24 protein-coding genes are annotated in these 23093 nt (G+C 68.5%); 19 read left to right on the forward strand and 5 right to left on the reverse strand.

Features of this window, described 5'->3' with window-relative positions:
• Positions 1 to 192: 192 nt before the first annotated feature.
• The 4 genes from FHW81_RS25680 to FHW81_RS25695 all read left to right on the forward strand — a co-directional run bounded on the left by FHW81_RS25680 (position 193) and on the right by FHW81_RS25695 (position 4032).
• Positions 193 to 1029 carry an ATPase gene (locus tag FHW81_RS25680; RefSeq protein WP_003093989.1) on the forward strand — a complete coding sequence of 279 codons (837 nt, stop codon included), beginning with the start codon at positions 193 to 195 and terminating at the stop codon, positions 1027 to 1029.
• Positions 1030 to 1244: 215 nt separating this feature from the next.
• Positions 1245 to 1472 (forward strand): ferrous iron transporter A, encoded by a 228-nt coding sequence (feoA, locus tag FHW81_RS25685; protein WP_003103819.1) that lies wholly within the window; start codon positions 1245 to 1247, stop codon positions 1470 to 1472.
• A 17-nt stretch (positions 1473 to 1489) separates the two neighbouring features.
• Positions 1490 to 3790 carry a Fe(2+) transporter permease subunit FeoB gene (feoB, locus tag FHW81_RS25690; RefSeq protein WP_012614517.1) on the forward strand — a complete coding sequence of 767 codons (2301 nt, stop codon included), beginning with the start codon at positions 1490 to 1492 and terminating at the stop codon, positions 3788 to 3790.
• Positions 3790 to 4032 carry a FeoC-like transcriptional regulator gene (locus FHW81_RS25695; protein WP_429480813.1) on the forward strand — a complete coding sequence of 81 codons (243 nt, stop codon included), beginning with the start codon at positions 3790 to 3792 and terminating at the stop codon, positions 4030 to 4032. The genes feoB and FHW81_RS25695 overlap by 1 nt, the downstream gene beginning before the upstream one ends.
• 60 nt (positions 4033 to 4092) lie before the next feature.
• On the opposite strand, the gene FHW81_RS25700 is transcribed toward FHW81_RS25695, so the two are convergent.
• The 3 genes from FHW81_RS25700 to pyeR are packed head-to-tail and all read right to left on the reverse strand — an operon-like array spanning position 4093 to position 6699.
• Positions 4093 to 5145, reverse strand: coding sequence for an alkene reductase (locus tag FHW81_RS25700; protein WP_003093980.1), 1053 nt, complete (start codon positions 5143 to 5145; stop codon positions 4093 to 4095).
• Between the two features lie 36 nt (positions 5146 to 5181).
• Positions 5182 to 6348 (reverse strand): MFS transporter, encoded by a 1167-nt coding sequence (locus tag FHW81_RS25705; protein ID WP_023090827.1) that lies wholly within the window; start codon positions 6346 to 6348, stop codon positions 5182 to 5184.
• A gap of 48 nt (positions 6349 to 6396) precedes the next feature.
• The gene (gene pyeR, locus FHW81_RS25710; RefSeq protein WP_003093978.1) at positions 6397 to 6699 is read right to left on the reverse strand and encodes an ArsR family transcriptional repressor PyeR; all 303 of its coding nucleotides are present in this window, start codon (positions 6697 to 6699) and stop codon (positions 6397 to 6399) included.
• Positions 6700 to 6851: 152 nt separating this feature from the next.
• Between pyeR and FHW81_RS25715 the strand changes: the two genes are divergently transcribed.
• On the forward strand, positions 6852 to 7424 hold the full coding sequence (locus FHW81_RS25715) for an ACP phosphodiesterase (RefSeq protein ID WP_003093976.1): 573 nt from the start codon (positions 6852 to 6854) through the stop codon (positions 7422 to 7424).
• Positions 7425 to 7573: 149 nt separating this feature from the next.
• Positions 7574 to 8434: a universal stress protein gene (locus FHW81_RS25720; protein WP_003093974.1), complete on the forward strand. Its 861-nt coding sequence runs from the start codon at positions 7574 to 7576 to the stop codon at positions 8432 to 8434.
• On the opposite strand, the gene olsA is transcribed toward FHW81_RS25720, so the two are convergent.
• Both olsA and olsB read right to left on the reverse strand, forming a co-directional pair.
• Positions 8431 to 9207 (reverse strand): lyso-ornithine lipid O-acyltransferase, encoded by a 777-nt coding sequence (olsA, locus tag FHW81_RS25725; protein ID WP_023090826.1) that lies wholly within the window; start codon positions 9205 to 9207, stop codon positions 8431 to 8433. The genes FHW81_RS25720 and olsA overlap by 4 nt on opposite strands.
• Positions 9207 to 9962: an L-ornithine N(alpha)-acyltransferase gene (gene olsB / locus FHW81_RS25730; RefSeq protein ID WP_003093970.1), complete on the reverse strand. Its 756-nt coding sequence runs from the start codon at positions 9960 to 9962 to the stop codon at positions 9207 to 9209. Before olsB ends, olsA begins: the two co-directional genes overlap by 1 nt.
• A 202-nt stretch (positions 9963 to 10164) precedes the next feature.
• On the opposite strand from olsB, the gene FHW81_RS25735 reads away from it, so the two are divergent.
• From FHW81_RS25735 to FHW81_RS25795, 13 genes are all read left to right on the forward strand, one after another.
• Positions 10165 to 11061, forward strand: coding sequence for an acyl-CoA dehydrogenase family protein (locus FHW81_RS25735; protein ID WP_003093969.1), 897 nt, complete (start codon positions 10165 to 10167; stop codon positions 11059 to 11061).
• Between the two features lie 84 nt (positions 11062 to 11145).
• The gene (locus FHW81_RS25740) at positions 11146 to 11931 is read left to right on the forward strand and encodes an MBL fold metallo-hydrolase (protein ID WP_003093967.1); all 786 of its coding nucleotides are present in this window, start codon (positions 11146 to 11148) and stop codon (positions 11929 to 11931) included.
• Positions 11932 to 11998: 67 nt separating this feature from the next.
• Positions 11999 to 13114: a serine hydrolase domain-containing protein gene (locus FHW81_RS25745; RefSeq protein WP_003101127.1), complete on the forward strand. Its 1116-nt coding sequence runs from the start codon at positions 11999 to 12001 to the stop codon at positions 13112 to 13114.
• Positions 13111 to 13446 (forward strand): hypothetical protein, encoded by a 336-nt coding sequence (locus FHW81_RS25750; protein ID WP_023090825.1) that lies wholly within the window; start codon positions 13111 to 13113, stop codon positions 13444 to 13446. The genes FHW81_RS25745 and FHW81_RS25750 overlap by 4 nt, the downstream gene beginning before the upstream one ends.
• A 60-nt stretch (positions 13447 to 13506) precedes the next feature.
• The gene (locus FHW81_RS25755; protein ID WP_003120867.1) at positions 13507 to 14097 is read left to right on the forward strand and encodes a YceI family protein; all 591 of its coding nucleotides are present in this window, start codon (positions 13507 to 13509) and stop codon (positions 14095 to 14097) included.
• Between the two features lie 164 nt (positions 14098 to 14261).
• Entirely contained in the window at positions 14262 to 15482 is a 1221-nt protein-coding gene (locus tag FHW81_RS25760) for a M20 aminoacylase family protein (RefSeq protein WP_003101134.1), read from the forward strand.
• Between the two features lie 37 nt (positions 15483 to 15519).
• Complete coding sequence (locus FHW81_RS25765; protein ID WP_003101135.1) at positions 15520 to 16839, forward strand: citrate-proton symporter; 1320 nt, start codon at positions 15520 to 15522, stop codon at positions 16837 to 16839.
• On the forward strand, positions 16840 to 18324 hold the full coding sequence (locus tag FHW81_RS25770; protein WP_003123277.1) for an amidase: 1485 nt from the start codon (positions 16840 to 16842) through the stop codon (positions 18322 to 18324).
• Between the two features lie 99 nt (positions 18325 to 18423).
• A complete protein-coding gene (locus FHW81_RS25775; protein WP_003093951.1) occupies positions 18424 to 19194 on the forward strand; it encodes an IclR family transcriptional regulator in 771 nt (256 codons plus the stop codon).
• A 64-nt stretch (positions 19195 to 19258) separates the two neighbouring features.
• The gene (locus FHW81_RS25780) at positions 19259 to 19831 is read left to right on the forward strand and encodes a YceI family protein (RefSeq protein ID WP_003093949.1); all 573 of its coding nucleotides are present in this window, start codon (positions 19259 to 19261) and stop codon (positions 19829 to 19831) included.
• A 74-nt stretch (positions 19832 to 19905) separates the two neighbouring features.
• On the forward strand, positions 19906 to 20985 hold the full coding sequence (locus FHW81_RS25785) for a phospholipase D-like domain-containing protein (protein ID WP_003120863.1): 1080 nt from the start codon (positions 19906 to 19908) through the stop codon (positions 20983 to 20985).
• A gap of 99 nt (positions 20986 to 21084) precedes the next feature.
• A complete protein-coding gene (locus FHW81_RS25790; protein ID WP_003112774.1) occupies positions 21085 to 22365 on the forward strand; it encodes an acyltransferase family protein in 1281 nt (426 codons plus the stop codon).
• Positions 22366 to 22458: 93 nt separating this feature from the next.
• A complete protein-coding gene (locus FHW81_RS25795; RefSeq protein ID WP_003101143.1) occupies positions 22459 to 23070 on the forward strand; it encodes a DUF2846 domain-containing protein in 612 nt (203 codons plus the stop codon).
• Positions 23071 to 23093: the final 23 nt, after the last annotated feature.

Raw genomic sequence — 23093 nt, forward strand, 5'->3', positions numbered from 1 at the left:
GCGGCCTGCGGCGGTCTGTGCCGGACAACGTTCGCTCCGTCTTGGGGCGCACGGCTTCGCGGTGGAGCGCCCCGGTCCGGCAATTTGCTTCGAGCAGACGCTGAAGGGGCGGGGCCGAACCGATATAATGCGCCATTCGGCCCTTTCTCCAGGCCTCCGGCAGGATGCCGTTCCCCTTCACAGGTTTTCACCATGCGTAACGATGCTTTCGACGAACTCGACGATGTGCCCAGCCTGACCACCGATGCTGCCGACCGTGATGAATTCGGCCACCACCCGCGGCACGTCTACGAACCGGAGCAGCGCCGGGTCGTCGACACCAAGGAGCGCCGTCCGGCCTCTACCGGCCCGCTCTGGGCCCTGCTCGGGGCGATGCTGATCGCCCTCGCCGGGGTGGGTTGGTGGAGCCACCAGCAAATCAGCCTGATGGAACAGCAGTTGGTGGCGACCCAGGAAAGCTTCGTAAGGATCAGCGAGGAAGCCGCCGGGCGCCTCGACGACATTCGCGGCAAGGTGGTCGCCAGCGAGTCCAGCGTCACCAGCGAACGCGAGGCTCTGCGCCTGCAGGTCAAGCAACTGCAGGAGAAACTCGGCAGCCAGGAACGCCAGCAGGCCGATGTGAGCAACCAGTTCGGCGGCCAGGGCAAACGCCTCGACCAACTGGCCAGCGATCTCAAGGCCCAGCAGGAAAGCGCGGCGCAACTGGTCGCGCAACTGGACGGCAAGCTGCAGACACTGGCCGCCGAACAGGAGAAGCTGAAAGCCCTGCAGGTCGAACTGGGCAAGACCAACGAGCAACTCAAGGCCCTCGGCGGCGATGTCGCGGCGCTGAAGAAGCAGGGCAACCCGAGCCAGACGATCAAGGGTATCCAGGATGACCTGCTGGTATTGCGCAGCCAGCTCGACAACCGCCCGGCCCAGGGCGGCAATACCGCCGAGTTCGACGCCTTCCGCACCCAGGTGATGCGCAACATCAACACCCTCCAGGCCCAGGTGCAGAACCTGCAGCAGCAGCTCAATACCCGCTGACCCCTTGCGCCGCCAGCCGCCCGTCGCACCGGGCGCTGGCGGCGACAGTTCGCCGCGCCCGGCGAAAATCCCCGCTTCCATTGCTCTGGATCAGCGAATCCGCTGCTCCTCCACTCCGATACTGCGTCCTTAAGCGAGCCTTAAGTGAGAGTCGTTTAGATTCTCGGTCACCGGCCAGGGAGGCCATTGGTCCCTTCCTCTGCCTGGAATCCGCCATGAGCGCATTGCAACCGTCCCGTTCCTACCGCATCACCGGTTATTCCCCCGCCATCAGCAACGGCTATCGCCAACGCCTGTTCTCCATGGGGCTTCTGCCCGGCGCGGCGCTGCGCGTGGTGCGCATCGCCCCGCTGGGCGACCCGATCCAGGTCGAGACCCGCCAGACCAGCCTGGCGCTGCGGCGCAAGGACCTCGCCCTGCTGACCCTCGTCCCGCTCGACTGACCCCGCCCGGAATCCCCATGACCGCATTGACCCTCGGCCTGATCGGCAATCCCAACTCCGGCAAGACCACCCTGTTCAACCAGCTCACCGGCTCGCGCCAGCGGGTCGGCAACTGGGCCGGCGTCACCGTGGAGCGCAAGGAGGGTGCGTTCCATACCGTCCGTCACGCGGTACGCCTGGTCGACCTGCCCGGCACCTATTCGTTGACCAGCGTTTCCGCCCAGGCCTCGCTGGACGAGCAGATCGCCTGCCGCTACATCGCCAGCGGCGAAGTGGACGTGCTGGTCAACGTGGTGGATGCGGCGAACCTGGAGCGCAACCTGTACCTCACGGTGCAACTGCGGGAGATGGGCATCCCCTGCATCGTCGCGCTGAACATGCTCGACATCGCCCGTAGCCAGCGTATCCGCATCGATATCGACGGTCTGGCGCGGCGTCTCGGTTGCCCGGTGGTGCCGCTGGTGTCTACCCGCGCCGATGGCATCGACGAGCTGAAGGCGGCCATCGACGAGTTGCAGGTCCCGCAGGCGGCGCTGGCGGTGGACTACCCGCCGGCCATCCAGGCGCAGGTCAGCTACCTCCTGGAAACGCGCGCTCCGGCGGCCTCGGCCATCGAGCCGCGCTGGCTGGCGTTACAGGCGCTGGAAGGCGACATCTTCAACGGCCCGGCGCTGGGCTTGCCACCCGCCACCCTGGAACAGGCGCGCCAGGGCTGCGGCGAGGAGCCCGAGCTGGCGATCGTCGATGCGCGCTACCGACTGATCGGCGAGATCTGTGCGGCGGTCTGCGACCACCAGCAGGCTCAGCCGCACCGGCTGACCCAATGGCTCGACCGGGTCGTCCTGAATCGCTGGCTGGGTCTGCCGATCTTCCTGCTGGTGATGTACCTGATGTTCTTCTTCGCCATCAACATCGGCGGGGCGCTACAGCCGATCTTCGACAAGGGCTCGTCGGCGATCTTCATCGACGGCATCCAGTGGCTGGGTATCCGCTTCGGCCTGCCCGATTGGCTCACGGTGTTCCTCGCCCAGGGCATCGGTGGCGGGGTCAACACGGTGTTGCCGCTGGTGCCGCAGATCGGCTTGATGTACCTGTTCCTCTCGCTGCTCGAGGATTCCGGCTACATGGCACGCGCGGCCTTCGTCATGGACCGCCTGATGCAGGCGCTGGGCCTGCCGGGCAAGTCGTTCGTGCCGCTGATCGTCGGTTTCGGCTGCAACGTACCGTCGATCATGGGCGCGCGGACCCTGGACGCGCAGCGCGAGCGGCTGATTACCATCATGATGGCGCCGTTCATGTCCTGCGGCGCGCGCCTGGCGATTTTCGCCGTATTCGCCGGGGCCTTCTTCGGCCAGGGCGGCGCGCTGGTGATCTTCTCCCTGTACCTGCTCGGCATCGTCGTGGCGATCCTCACCGGGCTGTTGCTCAAGCACACTTTGATGCGCGGCGAGGCCTCGCCGTTCGTCATGGAACTGCCGCTGTACCATGTGCCACACCTTAAGAGCCTGCTGCTGCAGACCTGGTCGCGCCTGCGCGGCTTCGTGGTGCGGGCCGGCAAGGTGATCATCCTGGTCAGCCTGGTGATCGGCGGCCTGAACAGCATCACCCTCGACGGCAAGCCGGTGCAGGGCGACATCGGCCATTCCGCGCTGGCCAGCGTCAGCCAGCGTCTCACTCCGCTGCTGGCGCCGCTCGGGGTGCAGCCGGACAACTGGCAGGCCACCGTCGGCCTGGTCACCGGGGCGATGGCCAAGGAAGTGGTGGTCGGCACCCTGAACACCCTCTACACCGCCGAGCAGATCCAGGGCGAGGCCTTCGACTACGAAGGCTACGACCTGCCCGGGCAACTGCGCGACGCCCTGGTCGAAACCTGGGACGGCCTGGTCGATACCTTCAGCCTCAGCGTGCTGGCCAACCCGGTGGAGGCGAGCATGGCCGACGGCGACATGGAGACCGGCTCGATGGGCACCATGGCGAGCAAGTTCGGCAGCCCCATCGCGGCCTACAGCTATCTGGTCTTCGTCCTGCTCTACGTGCCCTGCGTGACCGCCATGGGCGCGATCGCTCGGGAAAGCAGCAAGGGCTGGATGGCTTTCTCGGTGCTCTGGGGGCTGAACGTCGCCTACTCGCTGGCGACCCTCTGCTACCAGGTCGCCACCTTCGCCGCGCACCCCGAGCGTAGCGTCCTGACCATCGCCGTGGTGCTGCTCTTCAACCTGATCCTGATGACCTGCCTGCGTCTGTTCGGCCGTGAGCAGGTACTGCAACTGCCAGGCCGAATGGCCGATGCCCCGAGCGGGCAGGGAGGATGTCACTGATGGCGACACTCATGCAGATCCGCGCCGCCCTGGAAGACTGCCAGGCGCGTGGGCTGAAACAGCTCAGCCGCCAGGTGGACGCGCCGCCGGCGCTGGTGGAGGCGATCCTGGAGCGGCTGATCGCGCTCGGCAAGGTCGAGCGGGTGGCTGCGCAAAGCTCGGGCGGTTGCGGCGGCGGTTGCAAGGGCTGCGCCCAGCGCGATCCGTGCGCGGAGCCGGAGCCGTATTTCCGCCTGCGCTAGACGGGCAAAGCACAGAGCCCGCCACGGCAAGCGTGGCGGGCTCTGTCCTGGCTGGCGCGATCAGGCCAGGGTCGGATAGTCCAGGTAGCCTTCGGTGCCGCCGGTATAGAAGGTCTCCGGGCGCGGCGGGTTCAGTTCGGCGCCCTGGCGCAGGCGTTCGACCAGGTCCGGGTTGGCGATGAAGGGGACGCCGAAGGCCACCGCATCGGCGTCGCCCTTGGCCAGGATGGCGTTGGCGCTGTCGAGGGTGAACTTCTCGTTGGCGATGTAGGGTCCGCCGAAGGCTTTCTTCAGGGCTACGCCGATGCTGTCGTCGGCCTGCGCTTCGCGGGCGCAGATGAAGGCGATGCCGCGCTTGCCCAGCTCACGGGCGACATGGCTGAAGGTTTCCAGGCGGTTGGAATCGCCCATGTCGTGGGAGTCGGCACGCGGCGCCAGGTGTACGCCGACGCGCTGGGCGCCCCATACGGAGATCGCTGCGTCGGTGACTTCCAGCAGCAGGCGCGCGCGGTTCTCGATGGAGCCGCCGTAGCGGTCGGTGCGCTTGTTGGTGCTGTCCTGGAGGAACTGGTCGAGCAGGTAGCCGTTGGCGCCGTGGATCTCCACGCCGTCGAAGCCGGCGGCCTTGGCCCGCTCGGCGCCCTGGCGGTAGGCCTCGACGATGTCGGCGATCTCCTCGGTGTCCAGCGCGCGCGGGGTGACGTAGGGACGCTTCGGGCGCACCAGGCTGACGTGCCCCTCGGCGGCGATGGCGCTCGGCGCCACCGGCAGCTCGCCATTCAGGTAGAGCGGATCGGAAATCCGCCCGACGTGCCAGAGTTGCAGGAAGATGCGCCCGCCGGCGGCGTGCACCGCCTTGGTCACGTTGCTCCAGCCACGGACCTGGTCATCGGACCAGATGCCGGGGGTGTCGGGGTAGCCCACGCCCATCGGCGTGACCGCGGTGGCCTCGCTGAGGATCAGGCCTGCATCGGCGCGCTGGGCGTAGTACTCGGCCATCAGGGCGTTGGGCACGCGGCCTTCATCGGCGCGGCAGCGGGTCAGCGGCGCCATGACGATGCGGTTGGGCAGCTCGAGGTCGCCGAGCACGATGGGATCGAACAGAGTAGCCATGGAACATCCTCCACTAGGGAATAGACGGACAGGGGATCAATCGAGGACCGGCTGCGCCCGGGCGCGGCCGTTTCCGGAAAAGGCGATCAGGGTGGCCAGTAGCGCCAGCGCGGCCAGCGCGGCGGCGGCCAGCGGCACGCGGGTCAGGCCCAGGCCGTGGTCGATGACGCTGCCGCCGACCCAGGCGCCGAGCGCGTTGCCGACGTTGAAGGCGCCGATGTTCAGGGTCGCCACCAGGTTCGGCGCGGCATGCCCGACGCGGACCACGTTGACCTGCAGCGCGGGCACCGCGGCGAAGGCGGCGGCGGCCCAGAAGAACAGGGTGATTTCCGCCGGCAGCAGGGCCTGGCTGGTCCAGCTGAACAGCGCCGAGACCAGCGCCATGGCGGCGAACACCGCGGCCATGGTGGTGCCCAGGCGCCAGTCGGCGAGGCGGCCGCCGATCACGTTGCCGACGGTCAGGCCGACGCCGATCAGCAGCAGGGTCCAGGTCACGCCGCGCGGGCTGACCCCGGTGACTTCGCCGAGCAGCGGCGCGACGTAGGTGAACAGGGCGAACATCGAGGCGGCGAACAGCACGGTGGTGCCCAGGGCCAGCCACAGCGACGGGTTCTTCAGCGCGGACATTTCCTGGCGCAGGTCGACCTTCTCTTCCTCGCGGTCGTTTGGCAGCACCCTGGCCAGGCCGACGAAGGCGACCACGCCGATCAGGGTCACCACCCAGAAGGTCGCGCGCCAGCCGGCTTCCTGGCCGAGCGCGGTACCCAGCGGCACGCCGAGCACGTTGGCCAGGGTCAGGCCGGTGAACATCAGGGCCACGGCGGAAGCGCGGCGGTTCGGCGCCACCAGGCTGGCGGCGACCACCGAGCCGATGCCGAAGAAGGCGCCATGGCAGAGCGCGGTGACGATCCGCGCCAGCATCAGCAGGCCGTAGTTGGCGGCCACCGCGCAGAGCAGGTTGCCGACGATGAAGATGCCCATCAGCGCGAGCAGGGCTTTCTTGCGCTCCAGGCGGGCGGTGGCCATGGCCATCAGCGGGGCGCCGAAGGCCACGGCGAAGGCGTAGCCGCTGATCAGCCAGCCGGCGCTGGGAATGGATACCCGCAGGTCGCCGGCGACCTGCGGCAGCAGGCCCATGATGACGAATTCGGTGGTACCGATGGCAAAGGCGGATAAAGCGAGGACGAGAAGAGACGCCGGCATCGGTCGAGCTCCTGGACTGCGAGGTGGTGGGGTGGAAGCGAGTGCTGCTTACAGCTCGTCGCCGAGTTGGTCGAGGAAGGCCTGGATGGTCTCCTCGTTGCGCTTGAAGAAATTCCACTGGCCGACCCGGCGGCTGGTCACCAGACCGGCGCGTTGCAGGGTGGCGAGGTGTACCGACACGGTGGACTGGGAGAGACCGGTACGCTGGTCGAACTTGCCGGCGCAGACGCCGATCTCGAACGGGTGGTCCTGCTCGACGAAGTACTTCTCCGGTTCCTTCAGCCAGCGCAGCATGTCGCGTCGCACCGGGTGGGAGAGAGCCTTGATGATTTCGTCGATGTCCAGTGGCATGGCGGTGGTCCGTTGGCCGTCCATATCGGGTTGGGACGAACTATATATCGGTGTGGGACGATATGGGGATCGATTGCGACGATAGTCGCTATCGACAGGGCTGATGACGATGATCGAAACGACCGTTCCGTCCCTGGGGTAAGCTAGCCCGCATGAACTACCTCGCGCATCTCCACCTCGGCGGCCCGCAACCGGCCCAACTGCTCGGCAGCCTGTACGGCGACTTCGTCAAGGGCCGCCTGCAGGGACAATGGCCGGACGAGATCGAGCGGGCCATCCAGTTGCACCGGCGCATCGACGCCTTCACCGACAGCCACCCACTGGTGCATGCGGCCAAGCGGCGCTTCCCGCTGGAGCGCCGGCGTTTCGCCGGCGTCCTGCTGGACGTGTTCTTCGACCACTGCCTGGCGCGCGACTGGAACGACTACGCCGACGAACCGCTGCCGCAGTTCGTCGAGCGGGTCTACGGCACCCTGCGCACCGCCTCGCCGCTGCCGGAGCGCCTGGCGCGCATCGCGCCGCGGATGGCGGCCCAGGACTGGTTGGGCAGCTACCGCGAGTTCGCGGTCTTGCGCGAAGTGCTGGGCGGTATGTCGCGGAGGCTGTCGCGACCGCACCTGCTGGACGGCTCCTGGGAAGAACTGGCCCAGCGCTACGATGACCTGAGCGCGGATTTCCGCGCCTTCTACCCGCAACTCCAGGCTTTCGCCCTGAGCCAGCGCTGAGCCTGGCGCAGCGGCCATTGGCCCGGCCGGCGGAATCACCTATCAATTGTTTCAGTCCGAAGCATCCGCTTGATGCACATCAACCGGCAGCGGTCGCGTCGATCGTTCAATGGGGCCGACGTTCAACGCTCTGCCAATGGAGGTGGAAGATGAAACGAATCCTGGTGGCGACCGACCTGTCCTCGCGTTCCGAGCTGGCGGTCATGCGCGCCGCGGCGCTGGCCAAGGCGAGGAATGCCGAACTGACCGTGCTGAACGTGCTCGACGACGACCAGCCGCCGGTGCTGATCGCGCCGCAACGGCTGGCCATCGCCAACCTGCTGGAAGTGAACGGACAGGCCCTGAAGGAGCGCCTCGGCGTCGAGTCCAAGGCGATCGTGCGGGTCGGCGATCCGGTGGTGGTGATCAACGCGGTGGCCGAGGAGATCGGCGCCGACCTGCTGGTGATGGGCGCGCACCGGCACACGCCGCTGCGCGATCTGTTCATCGGCACCACCCTGGAGCGGGTGGTACGCAATGCGAAGATCCCGGTGCTGCGCGCGGCCGGTGCGCCGGAAGAGGAGTACCGCCGGGTGCTGCTGGCGCTGGACTTCTCGCCGACCTCGACGCGCGCGGTGCAGATGGCCGGCCAGCTCGGCTTCCTCGACGCCGCCAGCCTCACCGCGCTGCATGCCTTCGAGCCGTTCGCCAAAGGCATGATGCGTTATTCGGGGATCAAGGAAGACCGCGTCGAGCATTACGTCGACCAGGAGGAACTCAAGGCCAACGTCGAGCTGCGCGACTACGTCGCCGGCCTGGGGCTGGGCCGCGAGGACATCCAGTTGCGCGTCGGCGAAGGCTTGCCGATCAACGTGATCATGACCGAGGTACGCCGCCAGGCGCCGCAGTTGACGGTGCTCGGCACCCAGGGCCTGACCGGCTTCCGCCGCGCGCTGATCGGCAGCGTGGCCGAGGCGGCCCTCGGCGACCTGCCGTGCGACGTGCTGGCGGTGCCGCCCAAGCGCGACTAGGCGGCGCGCCGGGTTTGCGTAGTGGCGGCAGTGCCGAACAGCGCCAGGCGCACCGCCTGCTGGGCCTGGCGGGCCAGTTCGGCGCGGTCCAGGCCCTGGCTGGGGATCGGCTCCAGCAGCTGGATATGCACGCTGCCGCGCTCGCCGCGCAGCAGGCGGCCGAGGTGGCTGAGCAAGTCGTCGTCGCCGATGAACGGCGCCTGCGCATCGGGCACGCCGTCGCGGCGGTAGCTGATCGCCACCGGCTGCACCGCCACGCCGGCTTCCAGGGCGCTGGCCATCAGGCGACCGTGGAAGGTGCGCAGGCTTTCGCCGTTGGTGGTGGTGCCTTCCGGGAAGATCAGCAGGTTGCGCCCACGGTGCAGTTGTTCGGCCAAGCGCTGGTTGATCAGCCGGCTGTCGCCCGAGCCGCGGCGGATGAACAGGGTGCCGGCCTTTTCCGCCAGCCAGCCGGCCAGCGGCCAGGCACGCACCTCGGCCTTGGACAGGAAGGTCAGCGGCGCCAGGGCGCCGAGCAGCGGGATATCGGTCCAGGACACATGGTTGGCTACCCACAGCATGGGTTGCCGGGGCGCTTCGCCGCTGACCCTGACCTCGAAGGGCAGGGCCGCGCAGAGGCGCGCCAGCCACCAGCGGGTCAGGCGCTGGCGCAGCGGCGTGACGTCGGCGCCGGGCAGCCGCTCGCGCAGGCTGACCCAAGTGGCCAGGCCCAGTCCGAGCGCGACCAGCCCGAGCAGGCGTGCGCTGCGCAGCAGCAGGCGCAGCCGCGCCATCAGACCGCTGCCTTGAAGTGGCGGGCGTAGCGCGGGCAGAGTTCGTCGCGCTTGAGCAGGATGAACACGTCGGCGACCTGGAAATCCGGGTCCCAGCAAGGCTCGCCGCAGATCTTGGCGCCCAGGCGCATGTAGGCCTTGAGCAGCGGCGGCAGCTCGGCGGTGAGGTTTTCCGGGACGTCCAGCGGCGGCAGCGGGTTCTTCGGCTCGGCCTGCAGGTAGTCGGTGCACAGGTAGCGTTCGCGCAGCCGCTGCATCACCGCCTTGGCCTGCATACCGCCGTCGCGCATGGGAATGCTGGCGCAGCCCATCAGGTAGCGGTAGCCGCCCTCGTTGAGGACCTCGGCGAGTTCGCCCCAGAGTACCGCGATGGTGGCGCCGTTGCGGTATTCGGGAGCGACGCAGGTGCGGCCGATCTCCAGGACCGGGCCGTGCAGGGCGTCGAGGCCGGAGAGGTGGAACTCCTCTTCGCTGTAGAAGCGCCCGAGGCGTTCGGCGGCGCGATGGTCGAGCAGCCGGGTGGTGGCCACCAGGGCGCCGCTGTCGAGGTCGCGGACGCCGATGTGCGCGCAGTGACGGTCGTAGTCGTCGCGGTCGAGGCCGTCTTCGGCGCCTTCGAGCTTGGCGTCGAACTCGGCGCTGAATACGCGGTAGCGCAGGGCCTGGGCCTCGCGCAGGGCGCGGGCGCCGTTCAGGCGCTCGGCCTTCAGGCGGCGTCCGGCGACGGGTTCGCGGGTAATGGCGGTCTGGGTCATGCCTGGGCCTCCTTGGGCCGGCGCCGCGGGTTGCGGCCGCTCGGCTTTGTTGTGCAAGCTCAGGCTAGGAAGGCGCGGTGTCACCCCTGTGACAGGGGCGTGATGCTTGTATGACATTGTCGCCGGATGTAACGCGCCGTTGTTCAACGCTGGCACCCTCGGCAGGATGCCGGTTCCGACACATTCCACACTGGAGTCCGCCATGTCCTGGCAACGCTTGCTCGGCCCGCTCGACCGCCTGCCCACCGAAGGCTCCCTGGAAGACTGGCACGCCGCCGCCCTGGCGCGCGCCGACGGTCTTGGCACCCTGGAGCGGGCGGTGCTCGGCGGACGATTGGCCGCGAGTCCGGGCCTGGCCTTCCTCGCCGGCTACCAGGCGGCCCTGCGCGCGCTCTGGCCGGCGGCGCCGGAAGGTCTCGGCGCGCTGTGCGTGACCGAGAAGCGCAGCGTGCGCCCGGCGGACCTGCAGACCCGCCTGGAGGGGCTGGTCCTGCATGGACAAAAGGATTTCGTCACCGCTGGCGACAGCGCCTCCTGGTGGCTGGTGGCCGCCCGCGACGAGGCACCGGGGCAGCCGCCGCGACTGTCGATGACGGTGGTCCTGGCCGGCGCCCCGGGGGCGCGCCTGGAGGCGTTGCCGGCGCTGCCGCTGATGCCGGATGTGCCGCATTCCCGCCTGTTGCTCGACGGTGCCCATTGCGAGCGCCTGCCCGGCGATGGTTGGGACGACTACGTCAGGCCGTTCCGCCTGCTGGAGGATGTCCATGTGCTGGCGGCGCTGGTCGGCTGGCTCTATGGGGTCGGCCATGAATGCGGCTGGCCCTCGCCGCTGCTGCTGCGCCTGGCCGGCATCCTCGGCGGCTGCGCCGAGGTCGCGCGGCATCCGGTCGCCTGCGTCGGCACCCAGGCGGTACTGGCTGGGCTGTTCGAACAGTTCTCGGCGCTGGAGGGGCAACTGGATGCCGCCTTCGCCGCCAACGCCTCGACCTGGGAGGCATTGTGGCAACGCGATCGCGGCTTGCTGGCGATTGCCAACGGGGCCCGCAAAGTTCGCCTGGAGAAGGCCTTGACCCGCCTCGGGCTTGACCCAGGTCAGTGAGGCGCCGCGCCGCAGGCGCTTACCCTGCGCAGCATCCGGCGAGGAATGCTCCTCGGCGCCTGCACAGAGTAGATTTCACCGACCATGCGACGCGAACCGATCGTGCTGTTCGACAACGGCAGCCACCAGTGCCTGTGTTTCGATGACCTCGTCAGCGGCGAAGGGGTCCAGTCCAACCAGTTCCTGATCGTCGACAACGGCCAGTACCTGCTGCTCGATCCCGGCGGCGACCTGACCTACACGCCGCTCTCGCTGGAATTGTCGAAACGCTTTCCGCTGCAGGAGCTGGACTACATCTTCGCTTCGCACCAGGACCCGGACATCATCGCCGCCCTCGACAAGTGGCTGCTGCACACCCGCGCCCGGGTGATCTGCTCCAAGCTGTGGGCGCGCTTCCTGCCGCACCTGACGGCCAACTACCTGGCGGTCAGCCATGGCATCAACACCTACGACCGGGTCATGCCGTTGCCCGACCGCGGCCAGGCGATCGCTCTCGGCGACTGCTCGTTGAAGGCGATCCCCGCGCATTTCCTGCATTCGGTGGGCAACTTCCAGCTCTACGACCCGGTGAGCAAGATCCTTTTCTCGGGCGATATGGGCGCCTCGCTGGTGGACGACGCGGCGCCGGTCAGCGATTTCGCCGCGCATATCCAGTACATGGACGGATTCCATCGCCGCTACATGGCGGCGAACAAGATCTGCCGCCTGTGGGCGCGGATGGTCCGGGACATGGATGTGGAGATGATCGTGCCGCAACACGGGCGGCCCTTCGTCGGCAAGGAAATGATCAGCGCCTTCCTCTACTGGATCGAGAACCTCGAGTGCGGCATCGACCTGCTCGGCCCGGACGACTACCGCATGCCAGGCTGAGTCCGCGCTTCCTGGCGTCATCGAGGCCATGCTAGGGTTGCCCCTCGACCGTCGAGAGGGCCCGCCGATGCCCGCTTTGCCGTTGTCCCGCCGCGCCCTCGCCGCGCTGGCCCTGGTATTTGCCCTCCCTGCCCTGGCCGAAGACTGGCCCGACACCGACTGGCCCCGTGCCCAACAGCCCGCGGGGCCGGCGCTGGAGGCATTCGAGCGCTATGCCTTCGGCCGTCGCGACGATGTTCGTCGCAAAGGCATCCGCACCGACGCGGTAGTGGTGATCCGCGACGGTCGCCTGGTCTATGAGCGCTACGCCGGCCCGAGCCGTGCCGAGACCCCGCACCTTACCTGGTCGGTGAGCAAGAGCCTGCTCGCCACGCTGCTTGGCGTCGCCGAGGGCGAAGGGCGCTTCCAGCTCGACGACCCGGTGGCGCGCTACTACCCGCCGTTCGCCCGTCATCCCGAGGTGACGTTGCGCCACCTGCTGAACTGGTCTTCCGGACTGGACTGGCAGGAGGACTACGAGTTCGCGCCATTGAAATCCTCCGTGGTGGCGATGCTCTACACCCGTGGGCGTGACGACATGGCCGGCTTCGTCGCCGAAACCCCGCAGGCCCGGCCGCCGGGCCGGCGTTTCCGCTACTCCAGCGGCGACAGCAACGTGCTGGCGGCGGCCCTCCACGGCATGCTCGGCGCGGACTATGCCGAGTACCCCTGGCGCGCGCTGTTCGAGCCGCTGGGCATCCGTTCGGCGGTATGGGAGCGAGACGCCGCCGGCACGTTCGTCGGCTCGTCGTACGTCTACATGAGCGCCCGCGACCTGGCGCGCGTCGGCCTGCTGATGCAGCGCCACGGGCGCTGGCGCGAGCGGCAACTGCTGCCGCTGGCATGGGTCGAGTTCAACCTGACGCCCTTCGCCCGCTACCGGCCGAGCGCGGAAGAGGAGGGCGAGGCGGTGCCGGGCGGCCAGTGGTGGTTGAACCGTGCGGTGAAAGGCGCGCCGGCGCCCTGGCCGGACGTCGCCGAGACCGCCTTCGCCGCGCTCGGCCACTGGGGCCAGGCGCTCTACGTGCTGCCCGAGGAGAAGCTGGTGATCGTGCGCTACGCCGACGACCGCGACGGGCGTTTCCGCCACAACGAATTCCTGCGCCTGGCACAGGCGGCGTTCGCCGGGGAGGCGCGGCCATGATCCGTCGCCATCCCTTGCTCTTCCTGTTCGTCCTGGGGCTGTTCGCTGCCCTCGCGTGGGCCTGGCAGAACCGCATCCACCTGGCGGCCTTTCCCGCCATCATCGGCGCCTACACGGCCAAGGAGTACTGCTCCTGCCGCTACGTGATGGGGAACTCCGCGGACTATTGCCGGGCCTATACCCAACAGTACGTGCCGATCAGCGGCTTCTTCGACGACGAAGCCCGCCGCCGGGTGACCGCCCGCGGCCTCGGCAGTACGCAGACGGCCGCCTGGCTGGGCCCGCGCGAGGGATGCCGGCTCATGCCCGAGGCGGACAGGCTGCCGGACTGACCGGCGGCGCATGTCGGGGCGCGGGGCGAGGGACGGCGCCGGCCCGAAGCCGGAGGTGGAATGCCTGTTGTATTGTGTGTCCTGTTGTTGCTCCTCAGCCCTCTGCTGTCGGCGGCGGAATGGCAACTGGAGCCGGATTACTCGCGGATCAGCTTCGTTTCCGTGAAACGCGCGAAGATGGCCGAGGTGCAGCGCTTCGATCGTCTCAGCGGCCAGATCGACAAGCAGGGCGTCGCGCGCATCGTGGTGCCGCTGGGCACCCTGGACAGCGGCCTGGCCCTGCGCGACGAGCGAATGAAGGACAACTTCTTCGAAACCTCGCGCTTCCCCGAGGCCACCGTGGAGAGCCGCCTGGACATGGCCGGCTTCGACGACCTGCGGGTCGGCCAGTCGCGGGTCGAGAAGCTCGACTTCACCCTCGACCTGCACGGCCAGCAGCGCCGCCTGAAGGCCGACGTGCTGGTCACCCGCCAGGGCGAAGGGCTGGTCCAGGTGGCGACCCTGGAGCCGGTGCTGCTGAAGCTGCTCGACTTCGACCTGGAAGAGAAGCTCAAGCCCTTGAAGGAGATGGCCAATATTCCCTCGATCACTCCCGAGGTACCGGTGTTCGCCGTGCTGAACTTCCGCGAAGTGCCGCCGGAACAGTTCTGACGTACCGGCGGAGGGCGGCGCGGGCCTTGGGTTCCACCCAGTGGAACCGCCTTCCGTTGTCCTTCGCCGCGTGCCGCGCTTAGCTGTGACCACGCCCGGCCGGCCTTGCGTCCGGGCCTCCCGCCAACAAGACCGGAGCGCAATCCGGCCAGAGGAGAGACGGCATGGCTCGACATCGACACATCGTGGCCTGGCTCGAGGAGGTCGCCGACGACCTGCGTAGCCTGCGCCAGGACATCCACGCCCATCCCGAACTGGGCTTCGAGGAGCGACGCACCGCCGCGCTGGTCGCCGAATGCCTGCGCGGCTGGGGCTACGAAGTGCACGAAGGGATCGGCCGCACCGGCGTGGTCGGCGTCCTCCGCCAGGGCGACGGCACGCGGCGGCTCGGCCTGCGGGCGGACATGGATGCGTTGCCGATCGTCGAGGCCACGGGGCTCGGCTACAGCAGCTGCCACGGCGGGCGCATGCACGCCTGCGGCCACGACGGACACACCGCGATGCTGCTCGGCGCGGCACGCTACCTGGCGGCGACGCGGCGTTTCGACGGCACCCTAGTACTGATCTTCCAGCCCGCCGAGGAAGGCCAGGGCGGCGCCGAGGCGATGCTCGCCGACGGGCTGCTGGAGCGCTTTCCCTGCGATGCGCTGTTCGGCATGCACAACATGCCGGGACTGGAGGCCGGGCACCTGGGCTTCCGCGCGGGACCGATGATGGCTTCCCAGGACCTGCTGAGCGTCACCCTGGAGGGCGTCGGTGGACACGGTTCGATGCCGCACCTGAGCGTCGATCCGTTGCTCGCCGCGTCGAGCGCGGTGATGGCCCTGCAGAGCGTGGTGGCGCGCAACGTCGATCCGCAGAAGGCCGCGGTGGTCACGGTCGGCGCATTGCAGGCCGGCGAGGCGGCCAACGTCATACCCCAGCGCGCCGTGCTGCGCCTGAGCCTGCGGGCGCTCGACGGCCAGGTGCGCGAGCAGGTGCTGCAGCGGGTTCGCCAGATCATCGAGTTGCAGGCCGCCAGCTATGGGTGCCAGGCCAGCATCGAGCACTACCCGGCCTATCCGGTGCTGGTCAACAGCGTCGAGGAAACCGAGTTCGCCCGCCAGGTCGGGGTCGAGCTGGCCGGCGCGGAGCAGGTCGACGGCGACACGCCGAAGCTGATGGGCAGCGAGGACTTCGCCTGGATGCTACAGCGCTGCCCCGGCAGCTACCTGTTCATCGGCAACGGCAGAGGACGGCCGATGGTGCACAACCCGGCCTATGACTTCAACGACGACATCCTGGTCCGGGGCGCGGCCTATTGGGGCGCGCTCGCCGAGACCTGGCTGGCCGCCCCCGCGGCGTCCGGCCTTCGACTGACTGCCGCCAATAACGGCGCGGCCTGAGCCGCGCCGGCATTCCCCCGGTTACCAGGAGATTCCCATGCACGCTTGCCCGAGCGGTACCTCGCGTACCCGCCAGGTGGCGGCTGCCGTGATCGGCAACGCCCTGGAGTGGTACGACTTCATCGTCTACGGCTTCCTTTCCAGCCTGATCGCCAGGCTGTTCTTCCCTTCCGGCGACGAGTACACCTCGCTGTTGATGGCCCTGGCCACCTTCGGTGTCGGTTTCTTCATGCGTCCGGTCGGTGGGGTCCTGCTCGGCCTGTATGCCGACCGCAGGGGACGCAAGGCGGCGATGCAACTGATCATCCTGCTGATGACGCTGTCCATCGCGATGATCGCCTTCGCCCCGACCTACGCGGCGATCGGCGTCGGCGCACCGTTGCTGATCGTGATCGCGCGAATGCTGCAGGGTTTCGCCACCGGCGGCGAGTACGCCAGCGCCACGGCTTTCCTGGTGGAAAGCGCGCCGCCGCACCGGCGCGGTCTCTACGGTTCCTGGCAATTGTTCGGCCAGTGCCTGGCGGTGTTCGCCGGTGCGGGGATGGGCGCGCTGGTCACCCATTGCCTGGACGCCGAGTCCCTGGAGAGCTGGGGCTGGCGGGTGCCGTTCCTGTTCGGTCTGCTGATCGGTCCGGTGGGATTGTGGATCCGCCGCTACATGGGCGAGACCGAGGCCTTCCTCGAAGCCATCCGGGAGCCCGGCGAGCGCCAGGGGCTGCTCGGCGTGCTGCGCGAATACCGGCGCAGCGTGCTGGTGAGCATGGGCCTGACGGTGATCGGCACGGTGTCCTTCTACGTGGTGCTGGTGAATATGCCGACCTTCGCCCACAAGCAGTTGGGCCTGCCGCTGGACGAGGTGTTCATGGTGCAGATGGCTGCGGTGGCGCTGATGACCCTGGTGATCCCGTTGGCTGGGGGACTCTCCGACCGGGTCGGGCGGCGCCCGGTGCTGCTGGTCGCGACCCTGGCCTTCATGCTCATGGTCTATCCGCTGTTCGCCTGGGTCGCCGCGGCGCCGAGCCTGGGGCGCCTGCTGCTGATGCAACTGTTGCTGTGCACGGCGATCGGCGGCTTCTTCGGCCCGGCGCCGACCGCGGTGGCCGAGCAGTTTCCGGTGCGGGTGCGTTCCACCGGCCTGGCGGTGGCGTATAACCTGGCGGTGATGCTGTTCGGCGGTTTCGCTCCGTTCATCGTCACCTGGCTCACCGAGGTCGGCGGCTCGCCAGTGGCGCCGGCGTTCTACGTGCTCGGCGCGGCCTTCCTCGGGCTGCTCGCCACCCTCTATCTGCGGGAGGGCGCGACGCCCGCCCCGCGCCCCCGTGAACCGGCCCTGGGCAAGCCGGCAAGGAGTCTGTGAATGAGCGCCACCCGCCATCGAAGCGACGGCCACGAGGAAATCGTCGCGCTTGACGCGCTGCCGCTGTCCGCGGCGATCCGCCGACGCGAACTGTCCTGCCGCGAGGTCATGCAGGCCTACCTGGCGCAGATCGAACGGTTCAACCCGCGGGTCAACGCCATCGTCTCGCTGCAGGCGGAAAGCCGCCTGCTCGCCCAGGCCGACGAGCGCGACCGGCAACTGGCGCGCGGCGAATGGCTGGGCTGGATGCACGGCATGCCGCAGGCGATCAAGGACCTCGCCGCCACCTCCGGCATTCCTACCACCCTGGGTTCGCCGCTGTTCGCCGGGCAGGTGCCGGAGCACGACGCCATCGTCGTCGAGCGGGTGAAGAGCAGCGGTGCGATCGTCATCGGCAAGACCAACGTACCGGAGTTCGGGCTCGGCTCGCAGACCTACAACCCGCTGTTCGGCACCACCCGCAATGCCTACGATCCGGCGCGGATCGCCGGCGGCAGCAGCGGTGGGGCGGCGGTGGCGCTGGCGCTGCGCATGCTGCCGGTGGCCGACGGCAGCGACATGATGGGTTCGCTGCGCAACCCCGCCGCCTACAACAACGTCTACGGCTTCCGCCCGTCCCAGGGACGGGTACCGCACGGCCCGCAAGCGGAACTGTTCGTCCAGCAACTGGCCACCGAAGGCCCGATGGGGCGCAGCGTGGCGGACCTGGCCCGGCTGCTGGCCACCCAGGCCGGCTACGATCCGCGCTGTCCGCTGTCGTTGCGCGACGATCCGCGCAGGTTCGCCGACGACCTCGGGCGCGATTTCCGCGGAGCCCGGCTCGGCTGGCTCGGCGACTACGCCGGCTACCTGCCGATGGAGGAGGGCGTGCTGGAGCTTTGCGAAGCCGCGCTGGGCGATTTCGCCGAGCTGGGCTGCGACGTCGAGGCGTGCCTGCCGGACTATCCCCTGGAGCGCCTGTGGCGCACCTGGCTGGTCCATCGCCAGTGGCTGGTGCAGGGCTCGCTTGGCGAGCTTTACGCCGATCCCGCACGGCGCGTCCGGCTCAAGCCGGAGGCGCAGTGGGAAGTGGAGTCCGGGCTCGGCCTCGGCGCCACCGAGGTCTATCGCGCCTCGCTGGATCGCAGCGACTGGTATCGGGCGCTGGCGCGTCTGTTCGAACGTTACGATTTCCTCTTGCTGCCCAGCGCCCAGGTGTTTCCTTTCGATGCAGAAACGGCGTGGCCGCGGCAGGTCGCCGGGCGGCCGATGGACACCTATCACCGCTGGATGGAGGTGGTGATCGGCCCGACCCTGGCCGGTTTGCCGGCGATCAGCGTACCGATCGGCTTCGGCGCGGCGGGCCTGCCGATGGGATTGCAGATAATCGGCCCGGCGCAGGCCGACCTGGCGGTGCTGCAACTGGCCCATGCCCACGAGGGCCTGACCCGTTGGGTCAGCCGCCGTCCGCCGGCGATGCTCGAGGCTCCAGGGGGCATCGACTAGGCCGCGGAGCAATGCTGGCGTATTCGCAGATTCTTCCTACATGACCTGGGCCTGCATCTTGCTTTGCCATAACGGTCTGTCGACGGTGGAGGTGTCGTCATGCCGGAAAGAGAAGAGGCGGGAACCGTGCGTTCGGTGGAGCGGGCGCTGGCGATCCTCGATCTGCTGGGCCAGCACCAGGCGCTGGGGCTCGAGGAACTGCATTACCTGACCGAACTGCCCAAGGCCACGGTGTCGCGGCTGCTGCATACCCTGCTGGAGCAGGGCTGGCTGTACCGCGGCTTGACCGACCGGCGCTACCGGCTGCGTTCCACCCGCCTCTACGGTGACGCCGCCGAGCGCTTCCGTTGCCAGGTGGTGGAGCGTTCCGCGCCGCTGCTGGTGGAGTTGAGCGAGCGAACCGGGCTGGTCGCCGATTTGTCGATTCTCGACGGCGACCGCCTGCTGGTGGCGGAAAGCTCGGTGCCCGGCGTCCTGCGCAAGCGCTACCCGGCCAACCGGCTGGTGGTCGGCCAGCACGCCAGCCTGTTCCATTCGGCCATGGGCAAGGCCTGCCTGGGCGAACTGGCAGACAGCGAGGTGCGCCGCCTGGCGCGCCAGCACCAGGTAGACGAGGACCTCTGGTTGCGCACCCGCGAGCAGGCCCACGGCCAGGGCTACGGCGAGCGTACCGAGGGACACTGGGAGTATCCGGTGCGCCTGCCGTTCCTGATCCGCGCGGTGGCCTTGCCGGTACGCGCCCAGGGTCGCCTGCTCGGCAGCGTGGCGCTGCACTGGCCGCGCGACCAGGATTGCGTCGAACGGGTGCGCCGCCGGCACCTGGGAACCCTGGCCGATACCGTCAGTCAGTTGCAGCACGCGCTCGACTGACGCGGGAGTTTGCCTGCTCCCAGGCGGCCGGTTTAAGGTGGCGCCGGACGCAAAGGGAGCCCGCATGCACAAGTTGATCTGCCTCGGCCTGGCCCTCCTGGCCTTGCCGGTCCAGGCCGCCTGGTACCTGGACTACGAGTCGTCGCGACTCAGTTTCATCTCCACCAAGAACGCTACCCTTTCGGAAGTCGGCCGCTTCCTGGTCATGCACGGCAAGGTCGACGACAAGGGGCAGGCGCGCCTGCGCGTCGAGCTGGACTCGGTGAGCACCGACATCCCGCTGCGCGACGAACGCATCCGCGAGCATCTGTTCGAGACCAAGCGCTTCGCCGAGGCGGAGATCACCGCCCAGCTCGACCTGGCGCCGATCGTCGAGCTGGCCGACGGCGTGCAACTGGAAATGCGCCAGCCGGTGACCGTCAGCCTGCACGGCAAGCGCAAGAGCTACGCCAGCGACCTGTTGGTGACCCGCCTGGACGAGCATCGCTTCCAGGTGGTGACCCTGTCGCCGCTGGTGCTGGACGCCGCCGACTTCGACCTCGCCCCCGGCATCGAGACCCTGCGCAAGCTGGCCGGCGCCGGCAGCATCGGGCTCTCGGTGCCGGTCGGCGCCGTGCTGATCTTCACTTCGCGGTGAGCGGCCCGGTCTTTCCCTGGCGCAGCGACAACCGCTTCGCCCTGCTCAATGACGGCGTGCGGTTCTTCCCGCGCATGCTGCTGGCCATCGAGGCGGCGCAGCGGAGCATCGAGCTGGAGCTGTACCTGGTGGAAGACGGGCATTGCGCCGAACTGTTTCTCGTCGCCCTGCTGGATGCCCGCCGCCGGGGCGTCGCCGTGCGCTGCCTGTTCGACGGCTTCGGCTGCCTCGGCCTGGGCAGCGCCTGGATCCAGCGCCTGCGCGAGGCCGGCGGCGAACTGCGGCTGTACAACCCGCTGCGCTGGAAGCTGACTGGCGGCAATCTCTACCGCGACCATCGCAAGCTGCTGCTGGTGGACGGGCGCCTCGGTTATGTCGGCGGCGCCGGGATCACCGACGAATTCTGGGAACCGGTCAGCGACGTCAGCGCCTGGCGCGAGGTGATGGTCGAGATGGACGGCCCGGTGGTGGCGGACTGGGCGGCGCTGTTCGAGCGGCAATGGCTGGCCTGTCTCGAAGAGAAAGCCTGGAAGCCCCGCGAGGGCATGACCCTTACCCGCCTTCCGCCGCAGCCGGGGGCGGCCCGTGGGTTGGGCCGGGTGGCCTACGCCGACGCCCGCCAGCACCGCGACATCCTGCAATCGCTGGTCCGCGCGCTGAACGGCTCGCGCCGACGGATCTGGCTGGCGACGCCGTACTTCCTGCCGACCTGGAAGGTTCGCCGGGCCCTGCGCAAGGCCGCCCAGCGCGGCGTGGAGGTGCGCCTGCTGCTGGCCGGGCGGCTCACCGACCACGCCCCGGTGCGCTATGCCGGGCAGCGCTACTACCCGCGCCTGCTGCGCGCCGGCGTGCGCATCCACGAATACCAGCCGCGCTTCCTGCACCTGAAGATGGTCATGGTCGACGATTGGGTGAGCGTCGGCTCCTGCAACTTCGATCATTGGAATCTACGCTTCAACCTCGACGCCAATCTCGAGGCCCTCGACCCGGACTTCACCAATGAGGCGGCGGCGAGCCTGCTGGCGGACTTCGCCGACAGCCGCGAGGTGACCCTGGCGATGTGGCGCGCGCGACCCCTGTGGATGCGCCTGCACCAGCGCCTGTGGGGTTGGCTTGACCGGGTAGTGGTGAATTTCCTCGACCGCCGGCGCTAGGGAGCGGCCGTTCGTAGCCGCTGGCCGGCCCGGTGAAACTTGCCGGGGAGCTTGCGGGTCTACCCCGGACCGCCCATTACAATGACAAAGGAGAGATGCGTGGCAACGCCCGACTCCAAGGAACGTTTCATCGGACTGGAATGGTTGCGCTTCCTGCTCGGCCTGTACGTGGTGGTGTACCACACCCTGCATACCTATCCGAAAGAGCAGAAGTTTCCCGGTCTCGACGAACTGACCAGCCTGGGGTTCTTCGCCACCAGTACCTTCTTCGTGCTTTCCGGCTTCCTCCTGGCCCATGTTTACGCACGCAGCGGCCGGTTGCGCGAAAGCGCCCGCAGCTTCTGGACCAAGCGACTGTCCAATCTCTATCCGCTGCACCTGTTCTCCCTGCTGCTGTCGATCCTGGTGTTGCTGGCCCTCAGCCACCTGGGAATCGGTCCCGAGCTGGACAAGGCCACCCCGCGCTTCGTCATCTACGACACCAACGAAGTGCTCGGCCGCACCCACCCGGAACTCTTCCTGCACTGGATGAGCAACACCGAACTGTTCGTCAACAGCATCCTGCAGATCCTCCTGCTGCAGGCCTGGAATCCCTATTACCTGACCTTCAACGCGCCGTTGTGGTCGCTGTCGACGCTGATGTTCTTCTACCTGGCGTTTCCCTTCGTCGCCCCGCGGCTGATGCGCAGCCGGCACAAGTGGAAGGTGCTGGCGCTGGTCTGGCTGGTCTACCTGATCCCGCCGGCGCTGGTAGTGGCCAGCGAGAGCTACGGGATCCCCTGGACCGGCCTGCTGCACCGCAATCCGTTGCTGCGCCTGCCGGAATTCCTTGGCGGCATCCTGGCCTACGGGTTGTTCCGCGGCTACCGCGACCGTGGCATGGTGCCGGGACGCGGCCTGCTGGCCGCGCTGGTGGCGCTGGTGGTGGCGGCCTTCCTGGTGGCCGACTACCTGTTCACCCAGGGCGCCAAACATTGGTACTTCCTGCTGCACAACGGCCTGCTGCTGCCGGCCCAGTTGCTGCTGGTGTGCCTTTGCGCGCTGCCCGCCGACCCGAAGAGCGCTTTCGTCCGCCACTGGTCGCCGCGCCTGGGGGCCGCCTCGCTGTCGCTGTTCGCCCTGCATGTGCCGATGTTCACCCTGTTCTCCCGTAGCGAGCGCCTTATCGCCGTGCCGGGGCGTTGTCTCGACGACTGGCGCGCCTGCACCGAGGCGGCGGCCGCGCTGCCATCGTCGCTGCTCTACTACCCGCTGTTCCTGGTCCTGCTGGTGGCGTTCTGCGTGCTGTTCCAGGAGCGCGGCGTGGTGCCGGTGCGCAAGTGGCTGGTGCGCCGGCTGATGCCGGCGCCGGCGCTGGCCAAGGTGCCGCGCCCGGCCTGAGGCCGTTCTCCCGGAGAACCGGACTTTCGACGGGTGGCAGGCCCGGCCCGGCTGGTTATGCTGCGCGGATAACCATAAGAAGAGGGATGGAGCATGCTGCGCAGCCTGTCGCTGGCCCTGTCGATCGTCGCGAGCCTGGTCGGCTGCAGCACGCCCGGCGCGTTCTTCGGTGCGGTGGACGGACCGGCCTTCGTCGCCCATCCGAGCGCCGATGCCAGCCACGCCACCGTCTACCTCTACCGTCCGCGGAGCCAGTGGGCGGACGAGGAACTCGAGGCGCCGGGGATCTTCCTCAACAACGAACTGATCGGCAGCCTACCGAGCAACGGCTACCTGGCGTTCGAGTTCGAGACCGGCAGCTACAAGCTGGAAATGCGCCGGCCGCTGGCGGGCAGCTTCTGGACCCTGTTCGCCGACGGTCCGATGGATTTCACCCGCATCGCCAGCTTCATGCTCGAGGCCAGGGCCGGCTCGGTCTACTACCTGCGCTACGACGAACTCAACCCGCCACCGAAGAGCGAGCACCCGGCGGGTGAGGGCGATGGCCCGCTGCAATTGGTGGCGGCCGATCTCGGCGCTGCGGAAATCGGCGCTACCCACCAGGTTCAGGAGCCCATGCAGTTCGCCGCCAGCGGCTACCGGAAACGCGTGCAGCGCTCGTTCTGGGAAGGCGTCGGGCGGGCCCTGGACAAGATCGGCATCTGAACCCGGCACGCGTGTAGTAACCG

This window comes from Pseudomonas sp. RC10-4-2, assembly GCF_050433085.1.
Lineage (GTDB): Bacteria > Pseudomonadota > Gammaproteobacteria > Pseudomonadales > Pseudomonadaceae > Pseudomonas > Pseudomonas aeruginosa.

Bases quoted from the DNA above. Each gene is read 5' to 3' on its own strand.
- FHW81_RS25680 (WP_003093989.1), top strand. From the start codon at position 193: ATGCGTAACGATGCTTTCGACGAACTCGACGATGTGCCCAGCCTGACC.
- feoA (WP_003103819.1), top strand. From the start codon at position 1,245: ATGAGCGCATTGCAACCGTCCCGTTCCTACCGCATCACCGGTTATTCC.
- feoB (WP_012614517.1), top strand. From the start codon at position 1,490: ATGACCGCATTGACCCTCGGCCTGATCGGCAATCCCAACTCCGGCAAG.
- FHW81_RS25695 (WP_429480813.1), top strand. From the start codon at position 3,790: ATGGCGACACTCATGCAGATCCGCGCCGCCCTGGAAGACTGCCAGGCG.
- FHW81_RS25700 (WP_003093980.1), bottom strand. From the start codon at position 5,145: ATGGCTACTCTGTTCGATCCCATCGTGCTCGGCGACCTCGAGCTGCCC.
- FHW81_RS25705 (WP_023090827.1), bottom strand. From the start codon at position 6,348: ATGCCGGCGTCTCTTCTCGTCCTCGCTTTATCCGCCTTTGCCATCGGT.
- pyeR (WP_003093978.1), bottom strand. From the start codon at position 6,699: ATGCCACTGGACATCGACGAAATCATCAAGGCTCTCTCCCACCCGGTG.
- FHW81_RS25715 (WP_003093976.1), top strand. From the start codon at position 6,852: ATGAACTACCTCGCGCATCTCCACCTCGGCGGCCCGCAACCGGCCCAA.
- FHW81_RS25720 (WP_003093974.1), top strand. From the start codon at position 7,574: ATGAAACGAATCCTGGTGGCGACCGACCTGTCCTCGCGTTCCGAGCTG.
- olsA (WP_023090826.1), bottom strand. From the start codon at position 9,207: ATGGCGCGGCTGCGCCTGCTGCTGCGCAGCGCACGCCTGCTCGGGCTG.
- olsB (WP_003093970.1), bottom strand. From the start codon at position 9,962: ATGACCCAGACCGCCATTACCCGCGAACCCGTCGCCGGACGCCGCCTG.
- FHW81_RS25735 (WP_003093969.1), top strand. From the start codon at position 10,165: ATGTCCTGGCAACGCTTGCTCGGCCCGCTCGACCGCCTGCCCACCGAA.
- FHW81_RS25740 (WP_003093967.1), top strand. From the start codon at position 11,146: ATGCGACGCGAACCGATCGTGCTGTTCGACAACGGCAGCCACCAGTGC.
- FHW81_RS25745 (WP_003101127.1), top strand. From the start codon at position 11,999: ATGCCCGCTTTGCCGTTGTCCCGCCGCGCCCTCGCCGCGCTGGCCCTG.
- FHW81_RS25750 (WP_023090825.1), top strand. From the start codon at position 13,111: ATGATCCGTCGCCATCCCTTGCTCTTCCTGTTCGTCCTGGGGCTGTTC.
- FHW81_RS25755 (WP_003120867.1), top strand. From the start codon at position 13,507: ATGCCTGTTGTATTGTGTGTCCTGTTGTTGCTCCTCAGCCCTCTGCTG.
- FHW81_RS25760 (WP_003101134.1), top strand. From the start codon at position 14,262: ATGGCTCGACATCGACACATCGTGGCCTGGCTCGAGGAGGTCGCCGAC.
- FHW81_RS25765 (WP_003101135.1), top strand. From the start codon at position 15,520: ATGCACGCTTGCCCGAGCGGTACCTCGCGTACCCGCCAGGTGGCGGCT.
- FHW81_RS25770 (WP_003123277.1), top strand. From the start codon at position 16,840: ATGAGCGCCACCCGCCATCGAAGCGACGGCCACGAGGAAATCGTCGCG.
- FHW81_RS25775 (WP_003093951.1), top strand. From the start codon at position 18,424: ATGCCGGAAAGAGAAGAGGCGGGAACCGTGCGTTCGGTGGAGCGGGCG.
- FHW81_RS25780 (WP_003093949.1), top strand. From the start codon at position 19,259: ATGCACAAGTTGATCTGCCTCGGCCTGGCCCTCCTGGCCTTGCCGGTC.
- FHW81_RS25785 (WP_003120863.1), top strand. From the start codon at position 19,906: ATGCTGCTGGCCATCGAGGCGGCGCAGCGGAGCATCGAGCTGGAGCTG.
- FHW81_RS25795 (WP_003101143.1), top strand. From the start codon at position 22,459: ATGCTGCGCAGCCTGTCGCTGGCCCTGTCGATCGTCGCGAGCCTGGTC.